The organism is Endozoicomonas sp. PH6C, assembly GCF_059322965.1.
Genome location: NZ_CP185342.1, coordinates 110,458 through 133,025, shown reverse-complemented (window position 1 = coordinate 133,025; position 22,568 = coordinate 110,458). Strand labels below are relative to the sequence as shown.

General features: G+C 49.0%; 11 protein-coding genes. All 11 read right to left on the bottom strand.

The window, feature by feature from the left end; genetic code table 11:
• Positions 1-354: 354 nt before the first annotated feature.
• The 11 genes from ACOMG9_RS00490 to ACOMG9_RS00440 all read right to left on the bottom strand — a co-directional run bounded on the left by ACOMG9_RS00490 (position 355) and on the right by ACOMG9_RS00440 (position 22,263).
• Positions 355-1,734: a C2H2-type zinc finger protein gene (locus ACOMG9_RS00490; RefSeq protein ID WP_494529632.1), complete on the bottom strand. Its 1,380-nt coding sequence runs from the start codon at positions 1,732-1,734 to the stop codon at positions 355-357.
• Positions 1,735-2,125: 391 nt separating this feature from the next.
• A complete protein-coding gene (locus tag ACOMG9_RS00485) occupies positions 2,126-4,321 on the bottom strand; it encodes a C2H2-type zinc finger protein (protein ID WP_494529631.1) in 2,196 nt (731 codons plus the stop codon).
• A gap of 60 nt (positions 4,322-4,381) precedes the next feature.
• Positions 4,382-6,820 carry a C2H2-type zinc finger protein gene (locus ACOMG9_RS00480; RefSeq protein ID WP_494529630.1) on the bottom strand — a complete coding sequence of 813 codons (2,439 nt, stop codon included), beginning with the start codon at positions 6,818-6,820 and terminating at the stop codon, positions 4,382-4,384.
• 60 nt (positions 6,821-6,880) lie between these two features.
• Positions 6,881-8,914, bottom strand: coding sequence for a C2H2-type zinc finger protein (locus ACOMG9_RS00475; RefSeq protein WP_494529629.1), 2,034 nt, complete (start codon positions 8,912-8,914; stop codon positions 6,881-6,883).
• 391 nt (positions 8,915-9,305) lie between these two features.
• Positions 9,306-10,442 carry a C2H2-type zinc finger protein gene (locus ACOMG9_RS00470; protein ID WP_494529628.1) on the bottom strand — a complete coding sequence of 379 codons (1,137 nt, stop codon included), beginning with the start codon at positions 10,440-10,442 and terminating at the stop codon, positions 9,306-9,308.
• 391 nt (positions 10,443-10,833) lie between these two features.
• A complete protein-coding gene (locus tag ACOMG9_RS00465; protein WP_448215346.1) occupies positions 10,834-12,132 on the bottom strand; it encodes a C2H2-type zinc finger protein in 1,299 nt (432 codons plus the stop codon).
• A gap of 391 nt (positions 12,133-12,523) precedes the next feature.
• Entirely contained in the window at positions 12,524-14,227 is a 1,704-nt protein-coding gene (locus tag ACOMG9_RS00460) for a C2H2-type zinc finger protein (RefSeq protein ID WP_448215345.1), read from the bottom strand.
• 391 nt (positions 14,228-14,618) lie between these two features.
• Positions 14,619-16,736: a C2H2-type zinc finger protein gene (locus ACOMG9_RS00455; RefSeq protein WP_494529627.1), complete on the bottom strand. Its 2,118-nt coding sequence runs from the start codon at positions 16,734-16,736 to the stop codon at positions 14,619-14,621.
• A 373-nt stretch (positions 16,737-17,109) separates the two neighbouring features.
• Positions 17,110-18,489, bottom strand: a complete 1,380-nt coding sequence (locus tag ACOMG9_RS00450) for a C2H2-type zinc finger protein (protein WP_448215343.1) — start codon at positions 18,487-18,489, stop codon at positions 17,110-17,112.
• Positions 18,490-18,880: 391 nt separating this feature from the next.
• Complete coding sequence (locus ACOMG9_RS00445; RefSeq protein ID WP_448215342.1) at positions 18,881-20,332, bottom strand: C2H2-type zinc finger protein; 1,452 nt, start codon at positions 20,330-20,332, stop codon at positions 18,881-18,883.
• Positions 20,333-20,724: 392 nt separating this feature from the next.
• Positions 20,725-22,263, bottom strand: coding sequence for a C2H2-type zinc finger protein (locus ACOMG9_RS00440; protein WP_448215341.1), 1,539 nt, complete (start codon positions 22,261-22,263; stop codon positions 20,725-20,727).
• Positions 22,264-22,568: the final 305 nt, after the last annotated feature.

Genomic DNA, 22,568 nt, shown 5'->3' with positions numbered 1-22,568 from the left:
CCCGGCTCAGTTTTTATAGAAAAACTCTGGCTTGTCGAAGCCTCATTCTGATCAACCTCAACGATAAAACCATAAGTCTGTGGCTCAACCGGGCAGACGAAAGGCAAAAAGGCAAATACGTGCGAGAGTAGACTTTTAATGGTTCTATCCTTTTTTTCCGGGGATAGGAGCACTGAGGATAGACGATAGGAACTTTGGGAGTTTTTCAATGTTGGCAGGCTCTATTGCCTTCCATGTCTTTTTGTCATCGGTTAACCGCCGCTGGTGATAGACAGATAGACCTGCGCATTGCACTTCAGATCATACCCAAACGTGTGCAGTGCCCTTCGCTCCTGACCCTGAGACAAGCAGAAATCAATCACTTGACTTTGCATCTTCAAGCTTTCGTTTCCGGTGTTGCCTTCTGTGATTCGACAGAGCCTGAATGTTTGGCAGTAGCGCCTGGCACTCAGGGCAGGTTTGCTCTCCGCTGTGATATCGAGTTTTGTGATCCGACAAAGCTTTTGCGTTTGGCAGGGTCTTCTGGCACTCAAGACAGGTTTGCTCTCCGCTGTGTTCTTTTCTTCTATGATTCGACAGGGCTTGGGCGTGTGGCAGGGTCGTCTGGCACTCAGGGCAGGTTTGCTCTCCGCTGTGATATTTTCTTTTGTGATCCGACAGGGCTTGAGCGTTTGGCAGGGTCTTCTGGCATTCAGGGCAGGTTTGCCCTCCGCTGTGATATCGGCTTTTGTGATTCGACAGGGCTAGAGCGTTTGGCAGGGGCTTCTGGCATTCAGGGCAGGTTTGCTCTCCGCTGTGATATCGGCTTTTGTGAGTCGACAGGGCTAGAGCGTTTGGCAGGGTCTTCTGGCACTCAGGGCAGGTTTTCTCTCCGGTGTGATATTGACTTTTGTGAACCGACAGGGCTTGAGCGTGTGGCAAGGTCGTCTGGCACTCAGGGCAGGTTCGTTCTCCGGTGTGATCTTTTCTTTTGTGAACCCACAGAGCTTGAGTGTTTGGCAGGGTCTTCTGGCATTCAGGGCAAGTTTTCTCTCCGCTGTGATATTGACTTTTGTGAACCGACAAGGCTAGAGCATTTGACAGGGTCTTCTGGCACTCAGGGCAGGTTTTCTCTCCGGTGTGATCTTTTCTTTTGTGAACCGTCAGGGCATAAGCGTTTGGCAGGGTCTTCTGGCAATCAGTGCAGGTTCGTTCTCCGGTGTGATATTGACTTTTGTGATTGCACAACGAGTTTTGAGAGCTAAGTGATTTTTCACAGCCGGGGTGATCACATCGGTATTTTTTGGAGCCTGCGTTCCTTTGTTTTTTCGCAGGTGGTGGTTTTAATTTTAATGACGCACCGGTTGTGCTGTCAGCTTCTGAGACAACTGTCGGTGCTTCAGCAGGATGGCTTACCGGGCCAGATTCCTGATCGCCTGCTTGCAAATAGACATCGCAAGCGAAAGAGTCATCTGTGGTTGAACGACACCGGGTACTTTTGGAAGGAGCGTAGATACAGACTCTCTGTTGATTACAACAGGGCTGTTCATGGCAATTCTTGTCAAAGCTATGTCGGGAGTCAGTGGGCCGACCCGAATTTCCATCATTATTGTCGTTGTCGTATAAATAATGTGATTTTTCTCTATGTCTATTGAATGACTGACCATGATCCTCTGACTCTGTTATCCGGGAATAGTTATCGCCGCCCGTTCCGTACATCAAAGTGATGATCATGTGTGATGGTTCGTTTTGCATCAGCCTCCTATCAGTCATTGGCATTGCAGTTAATAGGCCCGGCTCAGTTTTTATAGAAAAACTCTGGCTTGTCGAAGCCTCATTCTGATCAACCTCAACGATAAAACCATAAGTCTGTGGCTCAACCGGGCAGACGAAAGGCAAAAAGGCAAATACGTGCGAGAGTAGACTTTTAATGGTTCTATCCTTTTTTTCCGGGGATAGGAGCACTGAGGATAGACGATAGGAACTTTGGGAGTTTTTCAATGTTGGCAGGCTCTATTGCCTTCCATGTCTTTTTGTCATCGGTTAACCGCCGCTGGTGATAGACAGATAGACCTGCGCATTGCACTTCAGATCATACCCAAACGTGTGCAGTGCCCTTCGCTCCTGACCCTGAGACAAGCAGAAATCAATCACTTGACTTTGCATCTTCAAGCTTTCGTTTCCGGTGTTGCCTTCTGTGATTCGACAGAGCCTGAATGTTTGGCAGTAGCGCCTGGCACTCAGGGCAGGTTTGCTCTCCGCTGTGATATCGAGTTTTGTGATCCGACAAAGCTTTTGCGTTTGGCAGGGTCTTCTGGCACTCAAGACAGGTTTGCTCTCCGCTGTGCTTTTTTCTTTTGTGAACCGACAGGGCTTGAGCGTGTGGCAGGGTCTTCTGGCACTCAGGGCAGGTTTTCTCTCCGGTGTGATATTGACTTTTGTGAACCGACAGGGCTTGAGCGTGTGGCAGGGTCTTCTGGCACTCAGAGCAGGTTTGTTCTCCGGTGTGATATTTTCTTTTGTGATCCGACAGGGCTTGAGTGTGTGGCAGGGGCTTCTTGCAATCAGGGCAGACTTGCTCTCCGGTGTGTTCTTTTCTTTTGTGAGTCGACAGGGCTTGAGTGTTTGGTAAGGTCTTCTGGCATTCAGGGCAGGTTTTCTCTCCACTGTGCTCTTTGCTTTTGTGAACCGACAGGACCTGAATGTTTGCGAAGGTCGTCTGGCACTCAGAGCAGGTTTGTTCTCCGCTGTGATACCGACTTTTGTGAACCGACAGGGCTTGAGCATGTGGCAGGGTCCTCTGGCACTCAGGGCAGGTTTGCTCCCCGCTGTGATCTTTTCTTTTGTGATTCGACAGGGCTAGAGTATTTGGCAAGGTCTCCTGACATTCAGGGCAGGTTCGCTCTCCGGTGTGTTCTTTTCTTTTGTGATCCCACAGGGCTTGAGTGTTTGGCAGGGTCTTCTGGCATTCAGGGCAGGTTTTCTCTCCGGTGTGATATTGACTTTTGTGAGCCGAAAGGGCCTGACTGTTTGCCAAGGTCTTCTGGCACTCAGGGCAGTTTTGCTCTCCGGTGTGTTCTTTTCTTTTGTGAACCGCCAGGGCTTGAGCGTTTGGCAGGGGCTTCTGGCACTCAGGGCAGGTTTGCTCTCCGGTGTGATCTTTTCTTTTGTGAACCAACAGGGCTTGAGCGTTTGACAGGGTTTTCTGGCACTCAGGGCAGGTTCGCTCTCCGGTGTGAACTTTTCTTTTGTGATCCCTCAGGGCTTGAGCGTTTGCCAGGGTCTTCTGGCAATCAGTGCAGGTTTTCTCTCCGGTGTGATCTTTTCTTTTGTGAACCGTCAGGGCATAAGCGTTTGGCAGGGGCTTCTGGCAATCAGGGCAGGTTTTCTCTCCGGTGTGATCTTTTCTTTTGTGAACCGTCAGGGCATAAGCGTTTGGCAGGGGCTTCTGGCAACCAGGGCAGGTTCGTTCTCCGGTGTGATATTGGCTTTTGTGATTGTTCAACGAGGCTTGAGAGCTAAGTGATTTTTCACAGCCGGGGTGATCACATCGGTATTTTTTGGAGCCTGCCTTCCTTTGTTTTTTCGCAGGTGATGGTTTTAATTTTAATGACGCACCGGTTGCGCTGTCAGCTCCTGAAACAACTGTCGGGCCTTCAGCAGGATGGCTTACCGGGCCAGATTCCTGATCGCCTGCTTGCAAATAGACATCGCAAGCGAAAGAATCATCTGTGGTTGAACGACACCGGGTACTTTTGGAAGGAGCGTAGATACAGACTCTCTGTTGATTACAACAGGGCTGTTCATGGCAATTCTTGTCAAAGCTATGTCGGGAGTCAGTGGGCCGACCCGAATTTTCATCATTATTGTTGTTGTCGTATAAATAATGTGATTTTTCTCTATGTCTATTGAATGACTGACCATGATCCTCTGACTCTGTTATCCGGGAATAGTTACCGCCGCCCGTTCCGTACATCAAAGTGATGATCATGTGTGATGGTTCGTTTTGCATCAGCCTCCCATCAGTCATTGGCATTGCAGTTAATAAGCCCGGCTCAGTTTTTATAGAAAAACTCTGGCTTGTTGAAGCCTCATTCTGATCAACCTCAACGATAAAACCATAAGTCTGTGGCTCAACCGGGCAGACGAAAGGCAAAAAGACCAATACGTGCGAGAGTAGACTTTTAATGGTTCTATCCTTTTTTCCGGTGATAGGAGCAGTGAGGATAGACGATAGGAACTTTGGGAGTTTTACAATGTTGGCAAGCTCTATGGCCTTCCATGTCTTTTTGTCATCGGTTAACCGCCGCTGGTGGTAGACAGATAGACGTGAGCATTGCACTTCAGATCATACCCAAACGTGTACAGTGCCTTTCCCTCTTAACCCTGAGACAAGCAGAAATCAATCACTTGACTTTGCATCTTCAAGCTTTCGTTTCCGGTGTAGCCTTCTGTGATTCGACAGAGCCTGATTGTTTGGCAGTAGCGCCTGGCAATCAGGGCAGGTTTGTTCTCCGGTGCGATATTTTCTTCTGTGAGCCGAAAGGGCTTTCGCGTTTGGCAGAGTCTTCTGGCACTCAAGGCAAGTTTGTTCTCCGGTGTGATATTGACTTTTGTGAACCGACAGGGCTTGAGCGTTTGGCAGGGTCTTCTGGCACTCAGGGCAGGTTTGCTTTCCGGTGTGATCTTTTCTTTTGTGATTCGACAGGGCTAGAGTATTTGGCAAGGTCTCCTGACATTCAGGGCAGGTTCGCTCTCCGGTGTGTTCTTTTCTTTTGTGATTCGACAGGGCTTGGACATTTGGCAGGGGCTTCTGGCACTCAGGGCAGGTTTGCTCTCCGGTGTGTTCTTTCCTTTTGTGAACCGACAGCGCTTTCGCATTTCGCAGGATCTTCTGGCACTCAGGGCAGGTTTGCTCTCCGGTGTGATATTGACTTTTGTGAGCCGACAGGGCTTGAGCGTTTGGCAGGGGCTTCTGGCACTCAGAGCAGGTTTGCTCTCCGGTGTGATCTTTTCTTTTGTGAACTGACAGGGCCTGAAGGTTTGCAAAGGTCTTCTGGCACTCAGGACAGGTTTGCTCTCCCGTGTGATATCGACTTTTGTGAACTGACAGGGCTTTCGCGTTTGGCAAGGTCTTCTGGCACTCAGGGCATGTTTTCTCTCCGCTGTGATCTTTTCTTTTGTGAGCCGCCAGGGCTTGAGCGTTTGGCAGGGTCTTCTGGCACCCAGGGCAGGTTTGCTTTCCGGTGTGATCTTTTCTTTTGTGATCCCACAGGGCTTGAGCGTTTGGCAGGGTCTTCTGGCATTCAGGGCAGGTTTTCTCTCCGCTGTGATATTGACTTTTGTGAGCCGACAGGGCATGACTGTTTGCCAAGGTCTTCTGGCACTCAGGGCAGTTTTGCTCTCCGGTGTGTTCTTTTCTTTTGTGAACCGCCAGGGCTTGAGCGTTTGGCAGGGTCTTCTGGCACCCAGGGCAGGTTTGCTTTCCGGTGTGATCTTTTCTTTTGTGAACCCACAGGGCTTGAGTGTTTGGCAGGGTCTTCTGGCATTCAGGGCAGGTTTTCTCTCCGCTGTGATATCGACTTTTGTGATACGACAGGGCTTGAGCGTTTGGCAGGGTCTTCTGGCACTCAGGGCAGTTTTGCTCTCCGGTGTGTTCTTTTCTTTTGTGAACCGCCAGGGCTTGAGCGTTTGGCAGGGGCTTCTGGCACTCAGGGCAGGTTTTCTCTCCGGTGTGATCTTTTCTTTTGTGAACCAACAAGGCTTGAGCGTTTGACAGGGTTTTCTGGCACTCAGGGCAGGTTCGCTCTCCGGTGTGAACTTTTCTTTTGTGATCCCACAGGGCTTGAGTATTTGCCAGGGTCTTCTGGCACTCAGGGCAGGTTTTCTCTCGGGTGTGATCTTTTCTTTTGTGAACCGTCAGGGCATAAGCGTTTGGCAGGGACTTCTGGCAATCAGTGCAGGTTCGTTCTCCGGTGTGATATTGACTTTTGTGATTGCACAACGAGTTTTGAGAGCTAAGTGATTTTTCACAGCCGGGGTGATCACATCGGTATTTTTTGGAGCCTGCCTTCCTTTGTTTTTTCGCAGGTGGTGGTTTTAATTTTAATGACGCACCGGTTGTGCTGTCAGCTCCTGAAACAACTGTCGGGCCTTCAGCAGGATGGCTTACCGGGCCAGATTCCTGATCGCCTGTTTGCAAATAGACATCGCAAGCGAAAGAGTCATCTGAGGCTGAACGACACTGGGTACTTTTAGAAGGAGCGTAGATACAGACTCTCTGTTGATTACAACAGGGCTGTTCATGGCAATTCTTGTCAAAGCTATGTCGGGAGTCAGTGGGCCGACCCGAATTTTCATCATTATGGTCGTTGTCGTATAAATAATGTGATTTTTCTGAATGTCTATTGAATGACTGACCATGATCCTCTGACTCTGTTACCCGGGAATAGTTATTGCCGCCCGTTCCGTACATCAAAGTGATGATCATGTGTGATGGTTCGTTTTGCATCAGCGTTCCATCAGTCATTGGCAATGCAGATAATAGGCCCGGCTCAGTTTTTATAGAAAAACTCTGGCTTGTTGAAGCCTCATTCTGATCAACCTCAACGATAAAACCATAAGTCTGTGGCTCAACCGGGCAGACGAAAGGCAAAAAGACCAATACGTGCGAGAGTAGACTTTTAATGGTTCTATCCTTTTTTCCGGGGATAGGAGCAGTGAGGATAGACGATAGGAACTTTGGGAGTTTTACAATGTTGGCAAGCTCTATGGCCTTCCATGTCTTTTTGTCATCGGTTAACCGCCGCTGGTGATAGACAGATAGACGTGAGCATTGCACTTCAGATCATACCCAAACGTGTACAGTGCCTTTCCCTCTTAACCCTGAGACAAGCAGAAATCAATCACTTGACTTTGCATCCTCAAGCTTTCGTTTCCGGTGTTGCCTTCTGTGATTCGACAGAGCCTGATTGTTTGGCAGTAGCGCCTGGCACTCAGGGCAGGTTTGCTCTCCGGTGTGATATTTTCTTTTGTGATCCGACAGGGCTTGAGCGTTTGGCAGGGTCTTCTGGCATTCAGGGCAGGTTTGCTCTCCTCTGTGATATCGACTTTTGTGCTCCGACAGAGCTTGAACGTTTGGCAGGGTCTTCTGGCATCCAAGACAGGTTTGCTCTCCGCTGTGTTCTTTTCTTCTATGATTCGACAGGGCTTGGGCGTGTGGCAGGGTCGTCTGGCACTCAGGGCAGGTTTGCTCTCCGGTGTGTTCTTTTCTTTTGTGAACCGAAAGGGCTTGATTGTTTGGCAGAGTCTTCTGACACTCATGGCAGGTTTGCTCTCCACTGTGATATCGACTTTTGTGCTCCGACAGAGCTTGATGGTTTGGCAGGAGCTTCTGGCACTTAGAGCAAGTTTGCCCTACGGTGTGATATTTTCTTTTGTGAGTCGACAGGGCTTGAGCGTGTGGCAGTCTCGTCTGGCATTCAGGGCAGGTTTGCTCTCCGGTGTGTTCTTTTCTTTTGTGACTCGAGAGGGCTAGAGTGTTTGCCAGAGTCTTCTGGCACTCAGGGCAAGTTCGCTCTCCGCTGTGATCTTTTCTTCTGTGAATCAACAGAGCTTGAGCGTTTGGCAGGGGCTTCTGGCACTCACGGCAGGTTTGTTCTCCTGTGTGGTATTTTCTTTTATGATCCCACAGGGCTTGAGTGTTTGGCAGGGCCTTCTGGCATTCAGGGCAGGTTTTCTCTCCAGTGTGATACTGACTTTTGTGAGTCGAAAGAGCCTGACTGTTTGCCAAGATCTTCTGGCACTCAGGGCAGGTTTGTTTTCCGGTGTGGTACTTTCTTTTATGATCCCACAGGGCTTGAGTGTTTGGTAGGGTCTTCTGGCATTCAGGGCAGGTTTTCTCTCCGCTGTGATATTGACTTTTGTGAGCCGACAGGGCCTGACTGTTTGCCAAGGTCTTCTGGCACTCAGGGCAGTTTTGCTCTCCGGTGTGTTCTCTTCTTTTGTGAACCGCCAGGGCTTGAGCGTTTGGCAGGGTCTTCTGGCACCCAGGGCAGGTTTGCTTTCCGGTGTGTTCTTTTCTTTTGTGAACCCACAGGGCTTGAGTGTTTGGCAGGGTCTTCTGGCATTCAGGGCAGGTTTTCTCTCCGGTGTGATATTGACTTTTGTGAGCCGACAGGGCAAGACTGTTTGCCAAGGTCTTCTGGCACTCAGGGCAGTTTTGCTCTCCGGTGTGTTCTTTTCTTTTATGAACCGCCAGGGCTTGAGCGTTTGGCAGAGTCTTCTGGCACTCAGGGCAGGTTTTCTCTCCGGTGTGATCTTTTCTTTTGTGAACCATCAGGGCTTGAGCGTTTGGCAGGGGCTTTTGGCAATCAGGGCAGGTTCGTTCTCCGGTGTGATATTGGCTTTTGTGATTGCACAACGAATTTTGAGAGCTAAGTGATTTTTCACAGCCGGGGTGATCACATCGGTATTTTTTGGAGCCTGCCTTCCTTTGTTTTTTCGCAGGTGGTGGTTTTAATTTTAATTTTAATGACGCACAGGTTGTGCTGTCAGCTCCTGAGACGACTGTCAAACTTTCAGCAGAATGGCTTTCCGAGCCAGATTCCTGATCGCCTGTTTGCAAATAGACATCGCAAGCGAAAGAGTCATCTGAGGTTGAACGACACCGGGTACTTTTGGAAGGAGCGTAGATACAGACTCTCTGTTGATTACAACAGGGCTGTTCATGGCAATTCTTGTCAAAGCTATGTCGTGAGTCAGTGGGCCGACCCGAATTTTCATCATTATGGTCGTTGTCGTATAAATAATGTGATTTTTCTGAATGTCTATTGAACGACTGACCATGATCCTCTGACTCTGTTATCCGTGAATAGTTACCGCCGCCCGTTCCGTACATCAAAGTGATGATCATGTGTGATGGTTCGTTTTGCATCAGCCTCCCATCAGTCATTGGCATTGCAGTTAATAAGCCCGGCTCAGTTTTTATAGAAAAACTCTGGCTTGTCGAAGCCTCATTCTGATCAACCTCAACGATAAAACCGTAAGTCTGTGGCTCAACCGGGCAGACGAAAGGCAAAAAGACCAATACGTGCGAGAGTAGACTTTTAATGGTTCTATCCTTTTTTTCCGGGGATAGGAGCACTGAGGATAGACGATAGGAAGTTTGGGAGTTTTTCAATGTTGGCAAGTTCTATTGCCTTTCATGTCTTTTTGTCATCGGTTAACCGCCGCTGGTGGTAGACAGATAGACGTGATCATTGCACTTCAGATCATACCCAAACGTGTGCAGTGCCTTTCTCCCTTAACCCTGAGACAAGCAGAAATCAATCACTTGACTTTGCATCTTCAAGTTTTCGTTTCCGGTGTTGTCTTTTGTGATTTACCAGAGCTTGAACGTTTGGCAGGATCTTCTGGCAATCAGAGCAGGTTTGCTCCCCAGTGTGTTCTTTTCTTTTGTGATTCGACAGGGCCTGAGGGTTTTTCAGAGTCTTCTGGCACTCAGGGCAGGTTTTCTCTCCGGTGTGATCTTTTCTTTTGTGAACCCACAGGGCTTGAGCGCTTGCCAGGGTCTTCTGGCACTCAGGGCAGGTTTGCTCTCTGGTGTGATATTTTCTTCTGTGAGCCGAAAGGGCTTTCGCGTTTGGCAGAGTCTTCTGGCACTCAAGGCAGGTTTGTTCTCCGGTGTGATATTGACTTTTGTGAACCGTCAGGGCTCGAGCATGTGCCAAGTTCTTCTGGCACTCAGGGCAGGTTTGCTCTCCGCTGTGATATCGGCTTTTGTGATACGACAGGGCTTGAGCGCTTGGAAGGGTCTTCTGGCACTCAGGGCAGGTTTGTTCCCCGGTGTGATATTTTCTTCTATGATCCGAAAGGGTTTGAGCGTTTGGCAGGGTCGTCTGGCACTTGAGGCAGGTTCGTTCTCCGGTGTGATATTGGCTTTTGTGATTGCACAACGAGTTTTGTGAGCTAAGTGATTTTTCACAGCCGGGGTGATCACATCGGTATTTTTTGAAGCCTGCCTTCTTTTGTTTTTTCGCAGGTGGTGGATTTAATTTTAATGATGAATCGGTTGTGCTGTCAGCTCCTGAGACAACTGTCGGTGCTTCAGCAGGATGGCTTACCGGGCCAGATTCCTGATCGCCTGTTTGCAAATAGACATCGCAAGCGAAAGAGTCATCTGAGGTTGAACGACACCGGGTACTTTTAGAAGGAGCGTAGATACAGACTCTCTGTTGATTACAACAGGGCTGTTGATGGCAATTCTTGTCAAAGCTATGTCGGGAGTCAGTGGGCCGACCCGAATTTTCATTATTATGGTCGTTGTCGTATAAATAATGTGATTTTTCTCTATGTCTATTGAATGACTGGCCATGATCCTCTGACTCTGTTACCCGGGAATAGTTACCGCCGCCCGTTCCGTACATCAAAGTGATGATCATGTGTGAAGGTTCGTTTTGCATCAGCCTCCCATCAGTCATTGGCATTGCAGATAATAGGCCCGGCTCAGTTTTTACAGAAAAACTCTGGCTTGTCGAAGCCTGATTCTGATCAACCTCAACGATATAACGATAAGTCTGTGGCACAACCGGGCAGACGAAAGGCAAAAAGACCAATACGTACGAGAGTAGACTGTTAATGGTTCTATCCTTTGTTCTCTGGGGATAGGAGCAGTGAGGATAGACGATAGAAGTTTGAGGGCTTTACAATGTTGGCAAGCTCTATTGCCCTCCATGTCTTTTTTTCATCAGTTAACCGCCGCTGGTGGTAGACAGATAGACGTGAGCATTGCACTTCAGATCATACCCAAACGTGTACAGTGCCTTTCCCTCCTGAGCCTGTGACAAGCAGAAATCAATCACTTGACTTTGCATCTTCAAGCTTTCGTTTCCGGTGTTGTCTTCTGTGATTCGACAGAGCCTGATTGTTTGGCAGTAGCGCCTGGCACTCAGGGCAGGTTTGCTCTCCGGTGTGATATCGACTTTTGTGATTCGACAGGGCTTGAGCGCTTGCCAGGGTCTTCTTGCACTCAGGGCAGGTTTGCTCTCCGCTGTGTTCTTTTCTTTTGTGAGTCGACAGGGCTTGAGCGTGTGGCAGGGTCTTCCGGCACTCAGGGCAGGTTTGCTCGCCACTGTGATATTGACTTTTGTGATTTACCAGAGCTTGAGAGTTTGGCAGTAGCTTCTGGCACTCAGGGCAAGTTTGCTCTCCTGTGTGTTCTTTTCTTTTGTGAGCCGAAAGGACTTGAGGGTTTGGCAGAGTCTTCTGACACTCATGGCAGGTTTGCTCTCCTCTGTGATATCGACTTTTGTGCTCCGACAGAGCTTGAACGTTTGGCAGGGTCTTCTGGCACTCAAGGCAGGTTTGCTCTCCGGTGTGATCTTTTCTTTTGTGAGCCAACAGGACTCTTGCGTTTGGCAGGGTCTTCTGGCACTCAGGGCAGGTTTGCTTTCCGGTGTGATATCGAGTTTTGTGATCCGACAGGGCTTTTGCGTTTGGCAGGGTCTTCTGGCACTCAGGGCAGGTTTTCTCTCCGGTGTGATCTTTTCTTTTGTGAACCGTCAGGGCATAAGCGTTTGGCAGGGACTTCTGGCAATCAGTGCAGGTTCGTTCTCCGGTGTGATATTGACTTTTGTGATTGCACAACGAGTTTTGAGAGCTAAGTGATTTTTCACAGCCGGGGTGATCACATCGGTATTTTTTGGAGCCTGCGTTCCTTTGTTTTTTCGCAGGTGGTGGTTTTAATTTTAATGACGCACCGGTTGTGCTGTAAGCTTCTGAGACAACTGTCGGTGCTTCAGCAGGATGGCTTACCGGGCCAGATTCCTGATCGCCTGCTTGCAAATAGACATCGCAAGCGAAAGAGTCATCTGTGGTTGAACGACACCGGGTACTTTTTGAAGGAGCGTAGATACAGACTCTCTGTTGATTACAACAGGGCTGTTCATGGCAATTCTTGTCAAAGCTATGTCGGGAGTCAGTGGGCCGACCCGAATTTTCATCATTATGGTCGTTGTCGTATAAATAATGTGATTTTTCTGAATGTCTATTGAATGACTGACCATGATCCTCTGACTCTGTTATCCGGGAATAGTTATCGCCGCCCGTTCCGTACATCAAAGTGATGATCATGTGTGATGGTTCGTTTTGCATCAGCCTCCCATCAGTCATTGGCATTGCAGTTAATAGGCCCGGCTCAGTTTTTATAGAAAAACTCTGGCTTGTTGAAGCCTCATTCTGATCAACCTCAATGATAAAACCATAAGTCTGTGGCTCAACCGGGCAGACGAAAGGCAAAAAGACCAATACGTGCGAGAGTAGACTTTTAATGGTTCTATCCTTTTTTTCAGGGGATAGGAGCAGTGAGGATAGACGATAGGAAGTTTGGGAGTTTTTCAATGTTGGCAAGCTCTATTGCCTTCCATGTCTTTTTGTCATCGGTTAACCGCCTCTGGTGATAGACAGATAGACCTGCGCATTGCACTTCAGATCATACCCAAACGTGTGCAGTGCCCTTCCCTCCTGAGCCTGTGACAAGCAGAAATCAATCACTTGACTTTGCATCTTCAAGCTTTCGTTTCCGGTGTTGTCTTTTGTGATTTACCAGAGCTTGAACGTTTGGCAGGATCTTCTGGCAATCAAAGCAGGTTTGCTCTGCGCTGTGCTTTTTTCTTTTGTGAACCGACAGGGCTTGAGGGTGTGGCAGGGTCTTCTGACACTCATGGCAGGTTTGCTCTCCTCTGTGATATCGACTTTTGTGCTCCGACAGAGCTTGAACGTTTGGCAGGGTCTTCTGGCACTCAAGGCAGGTTTGCTCTCCGCTGTGATCTTTTCTTTTGTGAGCCAACAGGACTTTCACGTTTGGCAGGGGCTTCTGGCAATCAGGGCAGGTTTGCTCTCCGGTGTGATCTTTTCTTCTGTGAGCCGAAAGGGCTTTCGCGTTTGGCAGAGTCTTCTGGCACTCAGGGCAAGTTTGTTCTCCGGTGTGATATTGACTTTTGTGAACCGACAGGGCTTGAGCGTTTGGCAGGGTCTTCTGGCACTCAGGGCAGGTTTGCTTTCCGGTGTGATCTTTTCTTTTGTGATTCGACAGGGCTAGACTACTTGGCAAGGTCTCCTGGCATTCAGGGCAGGTTTGCTCTCCAGTGTGTGCTTTTCTTTTGTGATTCGACAGGGCTTTCGCGTTTGGCAGAGTCTTCTGGCACTCAGGGCAGGTTTGCTTTCCTGTGTGCTCTTTTCTTTTGTGATTCGACAGGGCTTGAGGGTTTGGCAAGTGCTTCTGGCACTCAGGGCAGGCTTTCTCTCCGGTGTGATCTTTTCTTCTGTGAGCCGAAAGGGCTTTCGCGTTTGGCAGAGTCTTCTGGCACTCAAGGCAGGTTTGTTCTCCTGTGTGATATTGACTTTTGTGAACCGACAGGGCTCGAGCATGTGCCAAGGTCATCTGGCACTCAGGGCAGGTTTGCTCTCCGCTGTGATATCGGCTTTTGTGATTTGACAGGGCTTGAGCGCTTGCCAGGGTCTTCTGGCACTCAGGGCAGGTTTGCTCTCCGGTGTGTTCTTTTCTTTTGTGATTTGACAGGGCTTGAGCGTGTGGCAGGGTCTTCTGGCACTCAGGGCAGGTTTTCTCTCCGGTGTGATCTTTTCTTTTGTGAACCGTCAGGGCATAAGCGTTTGGCAGGGACTTCTGGCAATCAGTGCAGGTTCGTTCTCCGGTGTGATATTGACTTTTGTGATTGCACAACGAGTTTTGAGAGCTAAGTGATTTTTCACAGCCGGGGTGATCACATCGGTATTTTTTGGAGCCTGCGTTCCTTTGTTTTTTCGCAGGTGGTGGTTTTAATTTTAATGACGCACCGGTTGTGCTGTAAGCTTCTGAGACAACTGTCGGTGCTTCAGCAGGATGGCTTACCGGGCCAGATTCCTGATCGCCTGCTTGCAAATAGACATCGCAAGCGAAAGAGTCATCTGTGGTTGAACGACACCGGGTACTTTTTGAAGGAGCGTAGATACAGACTCTCTGTTGATTACAACAGGGCTGTTCATGGCAATTCTTGTCAAAGCTATGTCGGGAGTCAGTGGGCCGACCCGAATTTTCATCATTATGGTCGTTGTCGTATAAATAATGTGATTTTTCTGAATGTCTATTGAATGACTGACCATGATCCTCTGACTCTGTTACCCGGGAATAGTTATTGCCGCCCGTTCCGTACATCAAAGTGATGATCATGTGTGATGGTTCGTTTTGCATCAGCGTTCCATCAGTCATTGGCAATGCAGATAATAGGCCCGGCTCAGTTTTTATAGAAAAACTCTGGCTTGTTGAAGCCTCATTCTGATCAACCTCAACGATAAAACCATAAGTCTGTGGCTCAACCGGGCAGACGAAAGGCAAAAAGACCAATACGTGCGAGAGTAGACTTTTAATGGTTCTATCCTTTTTTTCAGGGGATAGGAGCAGTGAGGATAGACGATAGGAAGTTTGGGAGTTTTTCAATGTTGGCAAGCTCTATTGCCTTCCATGTCTTTTTGTCATCGGTTAACCGCCTCTGGTGATAGACAGATAGACCTGCGCATTGCACTTCAGATCATACCCAAACGTGTGCAGTGCCCTTCCCTCCTGAGCCTGTGACAAGCAGAAATCAATCACTTGACTTTGCATCTTCAAGCTTTCGTTTCCGGTGTTGTCTTTTGTGATTTACCAGAGCTTGAACGTTTGGCAGGATCTTCTGGCAATCAGAGCAGGTTTGCTCCCTGGTGTGTTCTTTTCTTTTGTGAGTCGACAGGAGTTGAGCGTTCGGCAGAGTCTTCTGGCACTCAGGGCAGGTTTGCTCTCCGCTGTGATATTGACTTTTGTGAACCGACAGGGCTCGAGCGTGTGGCAGGGGCTTCTGGCACTCAGGGCAGGTTTGCTCTCCGCTGTGATATTGACTTTTGTGAACCGACAGGGCTTGGGCGTGTGGCAGGGGCTTCTGGCACTCAGGGCAGGTTTTCTCTCCACTGTGATATCGACTTTTGTGCTCCGACAGAGCTTGATGGTTTCGCAGGAGCTTCTGGCACTCAAAGCAAGTTTGCCCTCTGGTGTGATCTTTTCTTTTGTGTACCAACAGGGCCTGAGCGTTTGGCAGGGTCTTCTGGCACTCAGGGCAGGTTTGCTCTCCGCTGTGATATCGGCTTTTGTGAGTCGACAGGGCATAGGCGTGCGGCAGGGTCGTCTGGCATTCAGGGCAGGTTTGCTCTCCGCTGTGATATCGGCTTTTGTGAGTCGACAGGGCTTGAGCGCTTGCCAGGGTTTTCTGGCACTCAGGGCAGGTTTGCTCTCCGGTGTGTTCTTTTCTTTTGTGATTCGACAGGGCTAGAGTGTTTGGCAGGGTTTCCTGGCACTCAGGGCAAGTTTGCTCTCCGCTGTGATCTTTTCTTCTGTGAATCAACAGAGCTTGAGCGTTTGGCAGGGGCTTCTGGCACTCAGAGCAGGTTTGTTCTCCGGTGTGGTATTTTCTTTTATGATCCCACAGGGCTTGAGTGTTTGGCAGGGTCTTCTGGCATTCAGGGCAGGTTTTCTCTCCGGTGTGATATCGACTTTTGTGAGCCGACAGGGCCTGACTGTTTGCCAAGGTCTTCTGGCACTCAGGACAGGTTTGCTCTGCGCTGTGTTCTTTTCTTTTGTGAACCATCAGGGCTTTCACGTTTGGCAAGGGCTTCTGGCACTCAGGGCAGGTTTGCTCTGCGCTGTGATATCGACTTTTGTGATCCGACAGGGCTTGAGCGTTTGGCAGGAGCTTCTGGCACTCAGGGCAGGTTTGCTCTCCGCTGTGATATCGACTTTTGTGAGTCGACAGGGCTGTCAAGTTTGACAGGGTCTTCTGGCATTCAGGGCAGGTTTGCCTTCCGGTGTGTTCCTTTCTTTTGTGAAACGACAGGACCTGAGCGTTTGGCAGGGTCTTCTGGCACTCAGGACAGGTTTTCTCTCCGGTGTGATCTTTTCTTTTGTGAACCGACAGGGCCTGAGCGTTTGGCAGGGTCTTCTGGCACTCAGGACAGGTTTGCTCTCCGGTGTGATCTTTTCTTTTGTGAACCGACAGGGCTTGAGCGTTTGGCAGGGTCTTCTGGCACTCAGGACAGGTTCGTTCTCCGGTGTGATATTGACTTTTGTGATTGTGGAACGAGGTTTTAGAGCCAAGTGATTTTTCACAGCCTGGGTAATCACATCGGTATTTTTTGGGGCCTGCTTTCCTTTGTTTTTTCGCAGGTGGTGGATTTAATTTTAATGACGCACCGGTTGTGCTGTTAGCTCCTGAGACGACTGTCAAACTTTCAGCAGAATGGCTTTCCGAGCCAGATTCCTGATCGCCTGTTTGCAAATAGACATTGCAAGTGAAAGAGTCATCTGAGGCTGAACGACACCGGGTACTTGTGGAAGGAGCGAAGATACAGACTCTTTGTTGATTACAACAGGGCTGTTCATGGCAATTTTTGTCAAGGCTATGTCGGGATTCGTTGGGCCAACCTGAATTTTCATCATTATGGTCATTGTCGTATAAATAATTTGATTTTTCTGAATGTCTATTGAATGACCGATCATGATCCTCTGACTCTGTTGTTCGGGTATAGTCAGTGCCGCCCGTTCCGTACATCAAAGTGATGATCTGAAGTTTGTTTCGCCGACAAGGTTTGACATCGGGTAGCATACCTGACCCAGAATATCCGTTTGTGCTGACCATGTGTGATGGTTCGTTTTGTATCAGCCTCCCATCAGTCATTGGCATTGCAGTTAATAGGCCCGGCTCAGTTTTTATAGAAAAACTCTGGTTTGTCAAAGCCTGATTCTGATCAACCTCAATGATAAAACGATAAGTCTGTGACACAACCGGGCAGACGAAAGGCAAAAAGACCAACACGTATGAGAGTAGACTGTTAATGGTTCTATCCTTTGTTTTCCGGGGATAGGAGCAGTGAGGATAGACGATAGAAGTTTGGGAGCTTTTCAATCTTGGCAAGCTCTATTGCCCTCCATGTCTTTTTGTCATCGTTTAAGCCCCGCAGGTGATAGACAGATAGACGTGAGCATTGCACTTCAGATCATACTCAAACGTGTGCAGTTCCTTTCCCTCCTGGCCCTGAGACAAGCAGAAATCAATCACTTGACTTTGCATCTTCAAGCTTTCGCTTCCGGTGTTGTCTTTTGTGATTTGACAGAGCGCCGGGGTTTGGCAGGATTTTTTGGCACTCAAGGCAGGTTTGCTCTCCTCTGTGAAATTGACTTTTGTGGCCCGACAGGGCTTGAGCGCTTGGCAGAGACTTCTGGCACTCGGGACAAGTTTGCACCCCGGTGTGATATTGATTTTTGTGAACCCACAGGGCTTGAGCGCTTGCCAGGGTCTTCTGGCACTCAGGGCAGGTTTGCTCTCCGGTATGTTCTTTTCTTTTGTGATTCGACAGGGCTTGAGCGCTTGCCAGGGTTTTCTGGCACTCAGGGCAAGTTTGCTCTCCGGTGTGATATTGACTCTTGTGAGACGACAGAGCCTGAGCGTTTGGCAGGGTCTTCTGGCACCTAGGGCAGGTTTGCTCCCCGGTGTGATCTTTTCTTCTATGATTCGACAGGGCTTGAGCGCTTGCCAGGGTCTTCTGGCACTCAGGGCAGGTTTTCTCTCCGGTGTGTTCTTTTCTTTTGTGATTCGACAGGGCTAGAGTGTTTGGCAGGGTCTCCTGGCACTCAGGGCAGGTTTGTTCTCCGGTGTGTTCTTTTCTTTTGTGAGTTGACAGAGCTTGAGCGCTTGGCAGGGTCTTCTGGCATTCAGGGCAGGTTTTCTCTCCGGTGTGATATTGACTCATGTGAGCCGACAGGGCTTGAGCGTTTGGCAGGGGCTTCTGGCACTCAGGGCAGGTTTGCTCTCCGCTGTGATCTTTTCTTTTGTGAACCGTCAGGGCATAAGCGTTTGGCAGGGGCTTCTGGCAATCAGGGCAGGTTCGTTCTCCGGTGTGATATTGACTTTTGTGATTGTTCAACGAGGCTTGAGAGCTAAATGATTTTTCACAGCCGGGGTGATCACATCGGTATTGTTTGAAGCCTGCCTTCTTTTGTTTTTTCGCAGGTGGTGGTTTTAATTTTAATGACGCACCGGTTGTGCTGTCAGCTCCTGAGACAACTATCGGTGCTTCAGCAGGATGGCTTACCGGGCCAGATTCCTGATCGCCTGTTTGCAAATAGACACCGCAAGCGAAAGAGTCATCTGAGGTTGAACGACACCGGGTACTTTTGGAAGGAGCATAGATACAGACTCTCTGTTGATTACAACAGGGCTGTTCATGGCAATTCTTGTCAAAGCTATGTCGGGAGTCAGTGGGCCGACCCGAATTTTCATCATTATTGTCGTTGTCGTATAAATAGTGTGATTTTTCTGAATGTCTATTGAATGACTGACCATGATCCTCTGACTCTGTTGTCCGGGAGTAGTTACCCCCGCCCGTTCCTTTCATCAAAGTGATGATCATGTGTGATGGTTCGTTTTGCATCAGCCTCTCATCAGCCATTGGCATTGCAGTGAATAGGCCTGGCTCAGTTTTTATAGAAAAACTCTGGCTTGTCGAAGCCTGATTCTGATCAACCTCAACGATAAAACGATAAGTCTGTGGCACAACCGGGCAGACGAAAGGCAAAAAGACCAATACGTGCGAGAGTAGACTGTTAATGGTTCTATCCTTTTTTTTCCGGGGATAGGAGCAGTGAGGATAGACGATAGAAGTTTGGGAGCTTTTCAATGTTGGCAAGCTCTAGTGCCTTCCATGTCTTTTTGTCGTTGGTTAACCACCGCTGGTGATAGACAGGTAGACCTGCGCATTGCACTTCAGATCATACCCAAACGTGTGCAGTGCCCTTCCCTCCTGAGACTGTGACAAGCAGAAATCAATCACTTGACTTTGCTCCATCAAGCTTTCGTTTCCGGTGTTGCCTTTTGTGATTCGACAGGGCTAGAGCGTTTGGCAGGGTCTTCTGGCACTCAGGGCAGGTTTGCTCTCCAGTGTGATCTTTTCTCCTGTGACCCGAAAGGGCTTTCGCGTTTGGCAGAGTCTTCTGACACTCAAGGCAGGTTTGTTCTCCGGTGTGATATTGACTTTTGTGAACCGACAGGGAATTGGCATTTGACAGGGTCTTCTGGCACTCAGGGCAAGTTTGCTCTCCGGTGTGTTCTTTTCTTTTGTGCTCCGACAGAGCTTGAGGGTCTGGCAGGAGCCTCTGGCACTCAGGGCAAGTTTGCCCTCCGATGTGTTCTTTTCTTTTGTGAGCCGACAGAACTTTCGCGTTTGGCAGGGTCTTCTGGCAGTCAAGGCAGGTTTGTTCTCCGGTGTGATATAGACTTCTGTGAACCGATAGGGCTTGAGCGTTTGGCAGGGTCTTCTGGCACCCAGGGCAGGTTTGCTTTCCGGTGTGATCTTTTCTTTTGTGAACCCACAGGGCTTGAGCGTTTGGCAGAGTCTCCAGGCATTCAGGGCAGGTTTGCTTTCCGGTGTGATCTTTTTTTTTGTGAACCCACAGGGCTTGAGCGTTTGGCAGAGGCCTCTGGCATTCAGTGCAGGTTTTCTCTCCGGTGTGATATTGACTTTTGTGATTCGACAGGGCTTGAGCGTTTGGCAGGGTCTTCTGGCACTCAGGGCAGGTTTGCTCTCCGGTGTGATCTTTTCTTTTGTGAGCCCTCAGGGCATAAGCGTTTGGCAGGGGCTTCTGGCACTCAGGACAGGTTCGTTCTCCGGTGTGATATTGACTTTTGTGATTGTACAATGAGGTTTGAGAGCCAAGTGATTTTTCACAGCCGGGGCGCTCACATCGGTATTTTTTGGAGTCTGCCTCCCTTTGTTTTTTCGCAGGTGGTGGATTTAATTTTAATGACGCACCGGTGGTGCTGTCAGCTCCTGAGACAACTGTCGGACCTTCAGCAAGATGGCTGACCGGACCGGATTCCTGATCGCCTTTTTGCAAATAGACATCGCAAGCGAAAGAGTCATCTGAGGTTGAACGACACCGGGTAATCGTGGAAGGAGCGAAGATACAGACTCCTTGTTGATTACAACAGGGCTGTTCATGACAATTTTTGTCAAAGCTATGTCGGGAGTCAGTGGGCTGACCCGAATTTTCATCATTATGGTCGTTGTCGTATAAATAATGTAATTTTTCTGAATGTCTATTGAATGACTGACCATGATCCTCTGACCCTGTTGTCCCGGAATAGTTACCGCTGCCCGTTCCGTACATCAAAGTGATGATCTGAAGTTTATTTCGCCTGGAAGGCTTGTCATCGGGTAGCATGCCTAACCCCGAATATCCGTTTGTGCTGATCATGTGTGATGGTTCGTTTTGCATCAGCCTTCCATCAGTTATTGGCATTGCAGTTAATAGGCCCGGCTCAGTTTTTATAGAAAAACTCTGGCTTGTCAAAGCCTCATTCTGATCAACCTCAACGATAAAGCGATAAGTCTGTGGCTCACCCGGGCAGACGAAAGGCAAAAAGACCAATACATGCGAGAGGAGACTTTTAATGGTTCTATCCTTTTTTTACCGGGGATAGGAGCAGTGAGGATAGACGATAGGAAGTTTGGGAGTTTTTCAATGTTGGCAAGCTCTATTGCCTTTCATGTCTTTATGTCGTCGGTTAACCGCCGCTGCTGATAGACAGATAGACCTGAGCATTGTACTTCAGATCATGCCCAAACGTGTGCAGTGCTCTTCCCTCCTGAGACTGTGACAAGCAGAAATCAATCACTTGACTCTGTACCATCAAGCTTTCGTTTCCGGTGTAGCCTTCTGTGATTCAATAGGGCTTGAGCGTGTGGCAGGGTCTTCAGGCACTCAGGGCAGGTTTTCTCTCCGGTGTGATATTGACTTTTGTGAACCGACAGGGCATGAGCGTGTGCCAGGGTCGTCTGGCACTCAGGGCAGGTTTGCCCCCCGCTGTGATCTTTTCTTTTGTGAGCCGACAGGGCTTGAGCGTGTGGCAGGGTCTTCAGGCACTCAGGGCAGGTTTTCTCTCCGGTGTGATATTGACTTTTGTGAACCGACAGGGCATGAGCGTGTGCCAGGGTCATCTGGCACTCAGGGCAGGTTTGCCCCCCGCTGTGATCTTTTCTTTTGTGAGCCGACAGGGCTTGAGCGTGTGCCAGGGTCGTCTGGCACTCAGGGCAGGTTTTCTCTCCTGTGTGATATTGACTTTTGTGAACCGACAGAGCATGAGCGTGTGCCAGGGTCGCCTGGCACTCAGGGCAGGTTTGTTCTCCGGTGTGATATCGACTTTTGTGATCCGACAGGGCTTGAGCGTGTAGCAGGCTCGTCTGGCACTCAGGGCAGGTTTGCTCGCCAGTGTGATATCGACTTTTGTGAGCCGACAGGGCATTCGCATTTGGCAGGGTCTTCTGGCACACAGGGCAGGTTTTCTCTCCGGTGTGATCTTTTCTTTTGTGAAACGCCAGCGCTTGAGCGTTTCGCTGGGGCTTCTGGCACTCAGGACAGGTTTTCTCTCCGGTGTGATATTGACTTTTGTGAGTCAACAGGGATTGAATGTTTGCAAAGGTCTTCTGGCACTCAGGGCAGGTTTGCTCTCCGGTGTGATCTTTTCTTTTGTGGACCACCAGGGCTTGAGCGTTTGGCAGGGGTTTCTGGCACTCTGGACAGGTTCGTTTTCCGGTGTGATATTGACTTTTGTGATTGTACAACGAGGTTCGAGAGCCAAGTGATTTTTCACAGCCGGGGTAATCACATCGGTATTTTTTGGAGCCTGCCTTCCTTTGTTTTTTCGCAGGTGGTGGATTTAATTTTAATAATGAACCGGTTATGCTGTCAGCTCCTGAGACAACTGTCAGACCTTCAGCAGGATGGCTTACCGGGCCAGATTCCTGATCGCCTGTTCGCAAATAGACATCTGTTGTGCAAGTGAAAGAGTCATCTGAGGCTGAACGACATCGGGTAATTGTGGAAGGAGCGAAGATACAGACTCCTTGTTGATTACAACAGGGCTGTTCATGGCAATTTTTGTCAAGGCTATGCCGGGAGTCGGTGGGCCGACCCGAATTTTCATCATTATGGTCGTTGTCGTATAGATAATGCGGTTTTTCTGAATGTCTATTGGATGACTGACCATGATCCTCTGGCCCCGTTTTCCGGGAATAGTTACCGCCGCCCGTTCCGTACATCAAAGTGATGATCTGAAGTTTGTTTCGCCGACAGGGTTTGTCATCGGGTAGCATACCTGACCCCGAATATCCGTTTGTGCTGATCATGAGTGATGGTTCGTTTTGCATCAGCCTCCCATCAGTCATTGGCATTGCAGTTAATAGGCCCGGCTCAGTTTCTATAGAAAAACTCTGGCTTGTCGAAGCCTCATTCTGATCAACCTCAACGATAAAACCATAAGTCTGTGGATCAACCGGGCAGACGAAAGGCAAAAAGACCAATACGTATGAGAGTAGACTTTTAATGTTTCTATCCTTTTTTTCCGGGGATAGGAGCAGTGAGGATAGACGATAGGAAGTTTGGAAGCTTTTCAATGTTGGCAAGCTCTATTGCCTTCCTGTCTTTTTGTCATCGGTTAACCGCCGCTGGTGAT

Bases quoted from the DNA above. Each gene is read 5' to 3' on its own strand.
- ACOMG9_RS00490 (WP_494529632.1), bottom strand. From the start codon at position 1,734: ATGCAAAACGAACCATCACACATGATCATCACTTTGATGTACGGAACG.
- ACOMG9_RS00475 (WP_494529629.1), bottom strand. From the start codon at position 8,914: ATGCAAAACGAACCATCACACATGATCATCACTTTGATGTACGGAACG.
- ACOMG9_RS00470 (WP_494529628.1), bottom strand. From the start codon at position 10,442: ATGCAAAACGAACCTTCACACATGATCATCACTTTGATGTACGGAACG.
- ACOMG9_RS00465 (WP_448215346.1), bottom strand. From the start codon at position 12,132: ATGCAAAACGAACCATCACACATGATCATCACTTTGATGTACGGAACG.
- ACOMG9_RS00460 (WP_448215345.1), bottom strand. From the start codon at position 14,227: ATGCAAAACGAACCATCACACATGATCATCACTTTGATGTACGGAACG.
- ACOMG9_RS00455 (WP_494529627.1), bottom strand. From the start codon at position 16,736: ATGACTGATGGGAGGCTGATACAAAACGAACCATCACACATGGTCAGC.
- ACOMG9_RS00450 (WP_448215343.1), bottom strand. From the start codon at position 18,489: ATGCAAAACGAACCATCACACATGATCATCACTTTGATGAAAGGAACG.
- ACOMG9_RS00445 (WP_448215342.1), bottom strand. From the start codon at position 20,332: ATGCAAAACGAACCATCACACATGATCAGCACAAACGGATATTCGGGG.
- ACOMG9_RS00440 (WP_448215341.1), bottom strand. From the start codon at position 22,263: ATGCAAAACGAACCATCACTCATGATCAGCACAAACGGATATTCGGGG.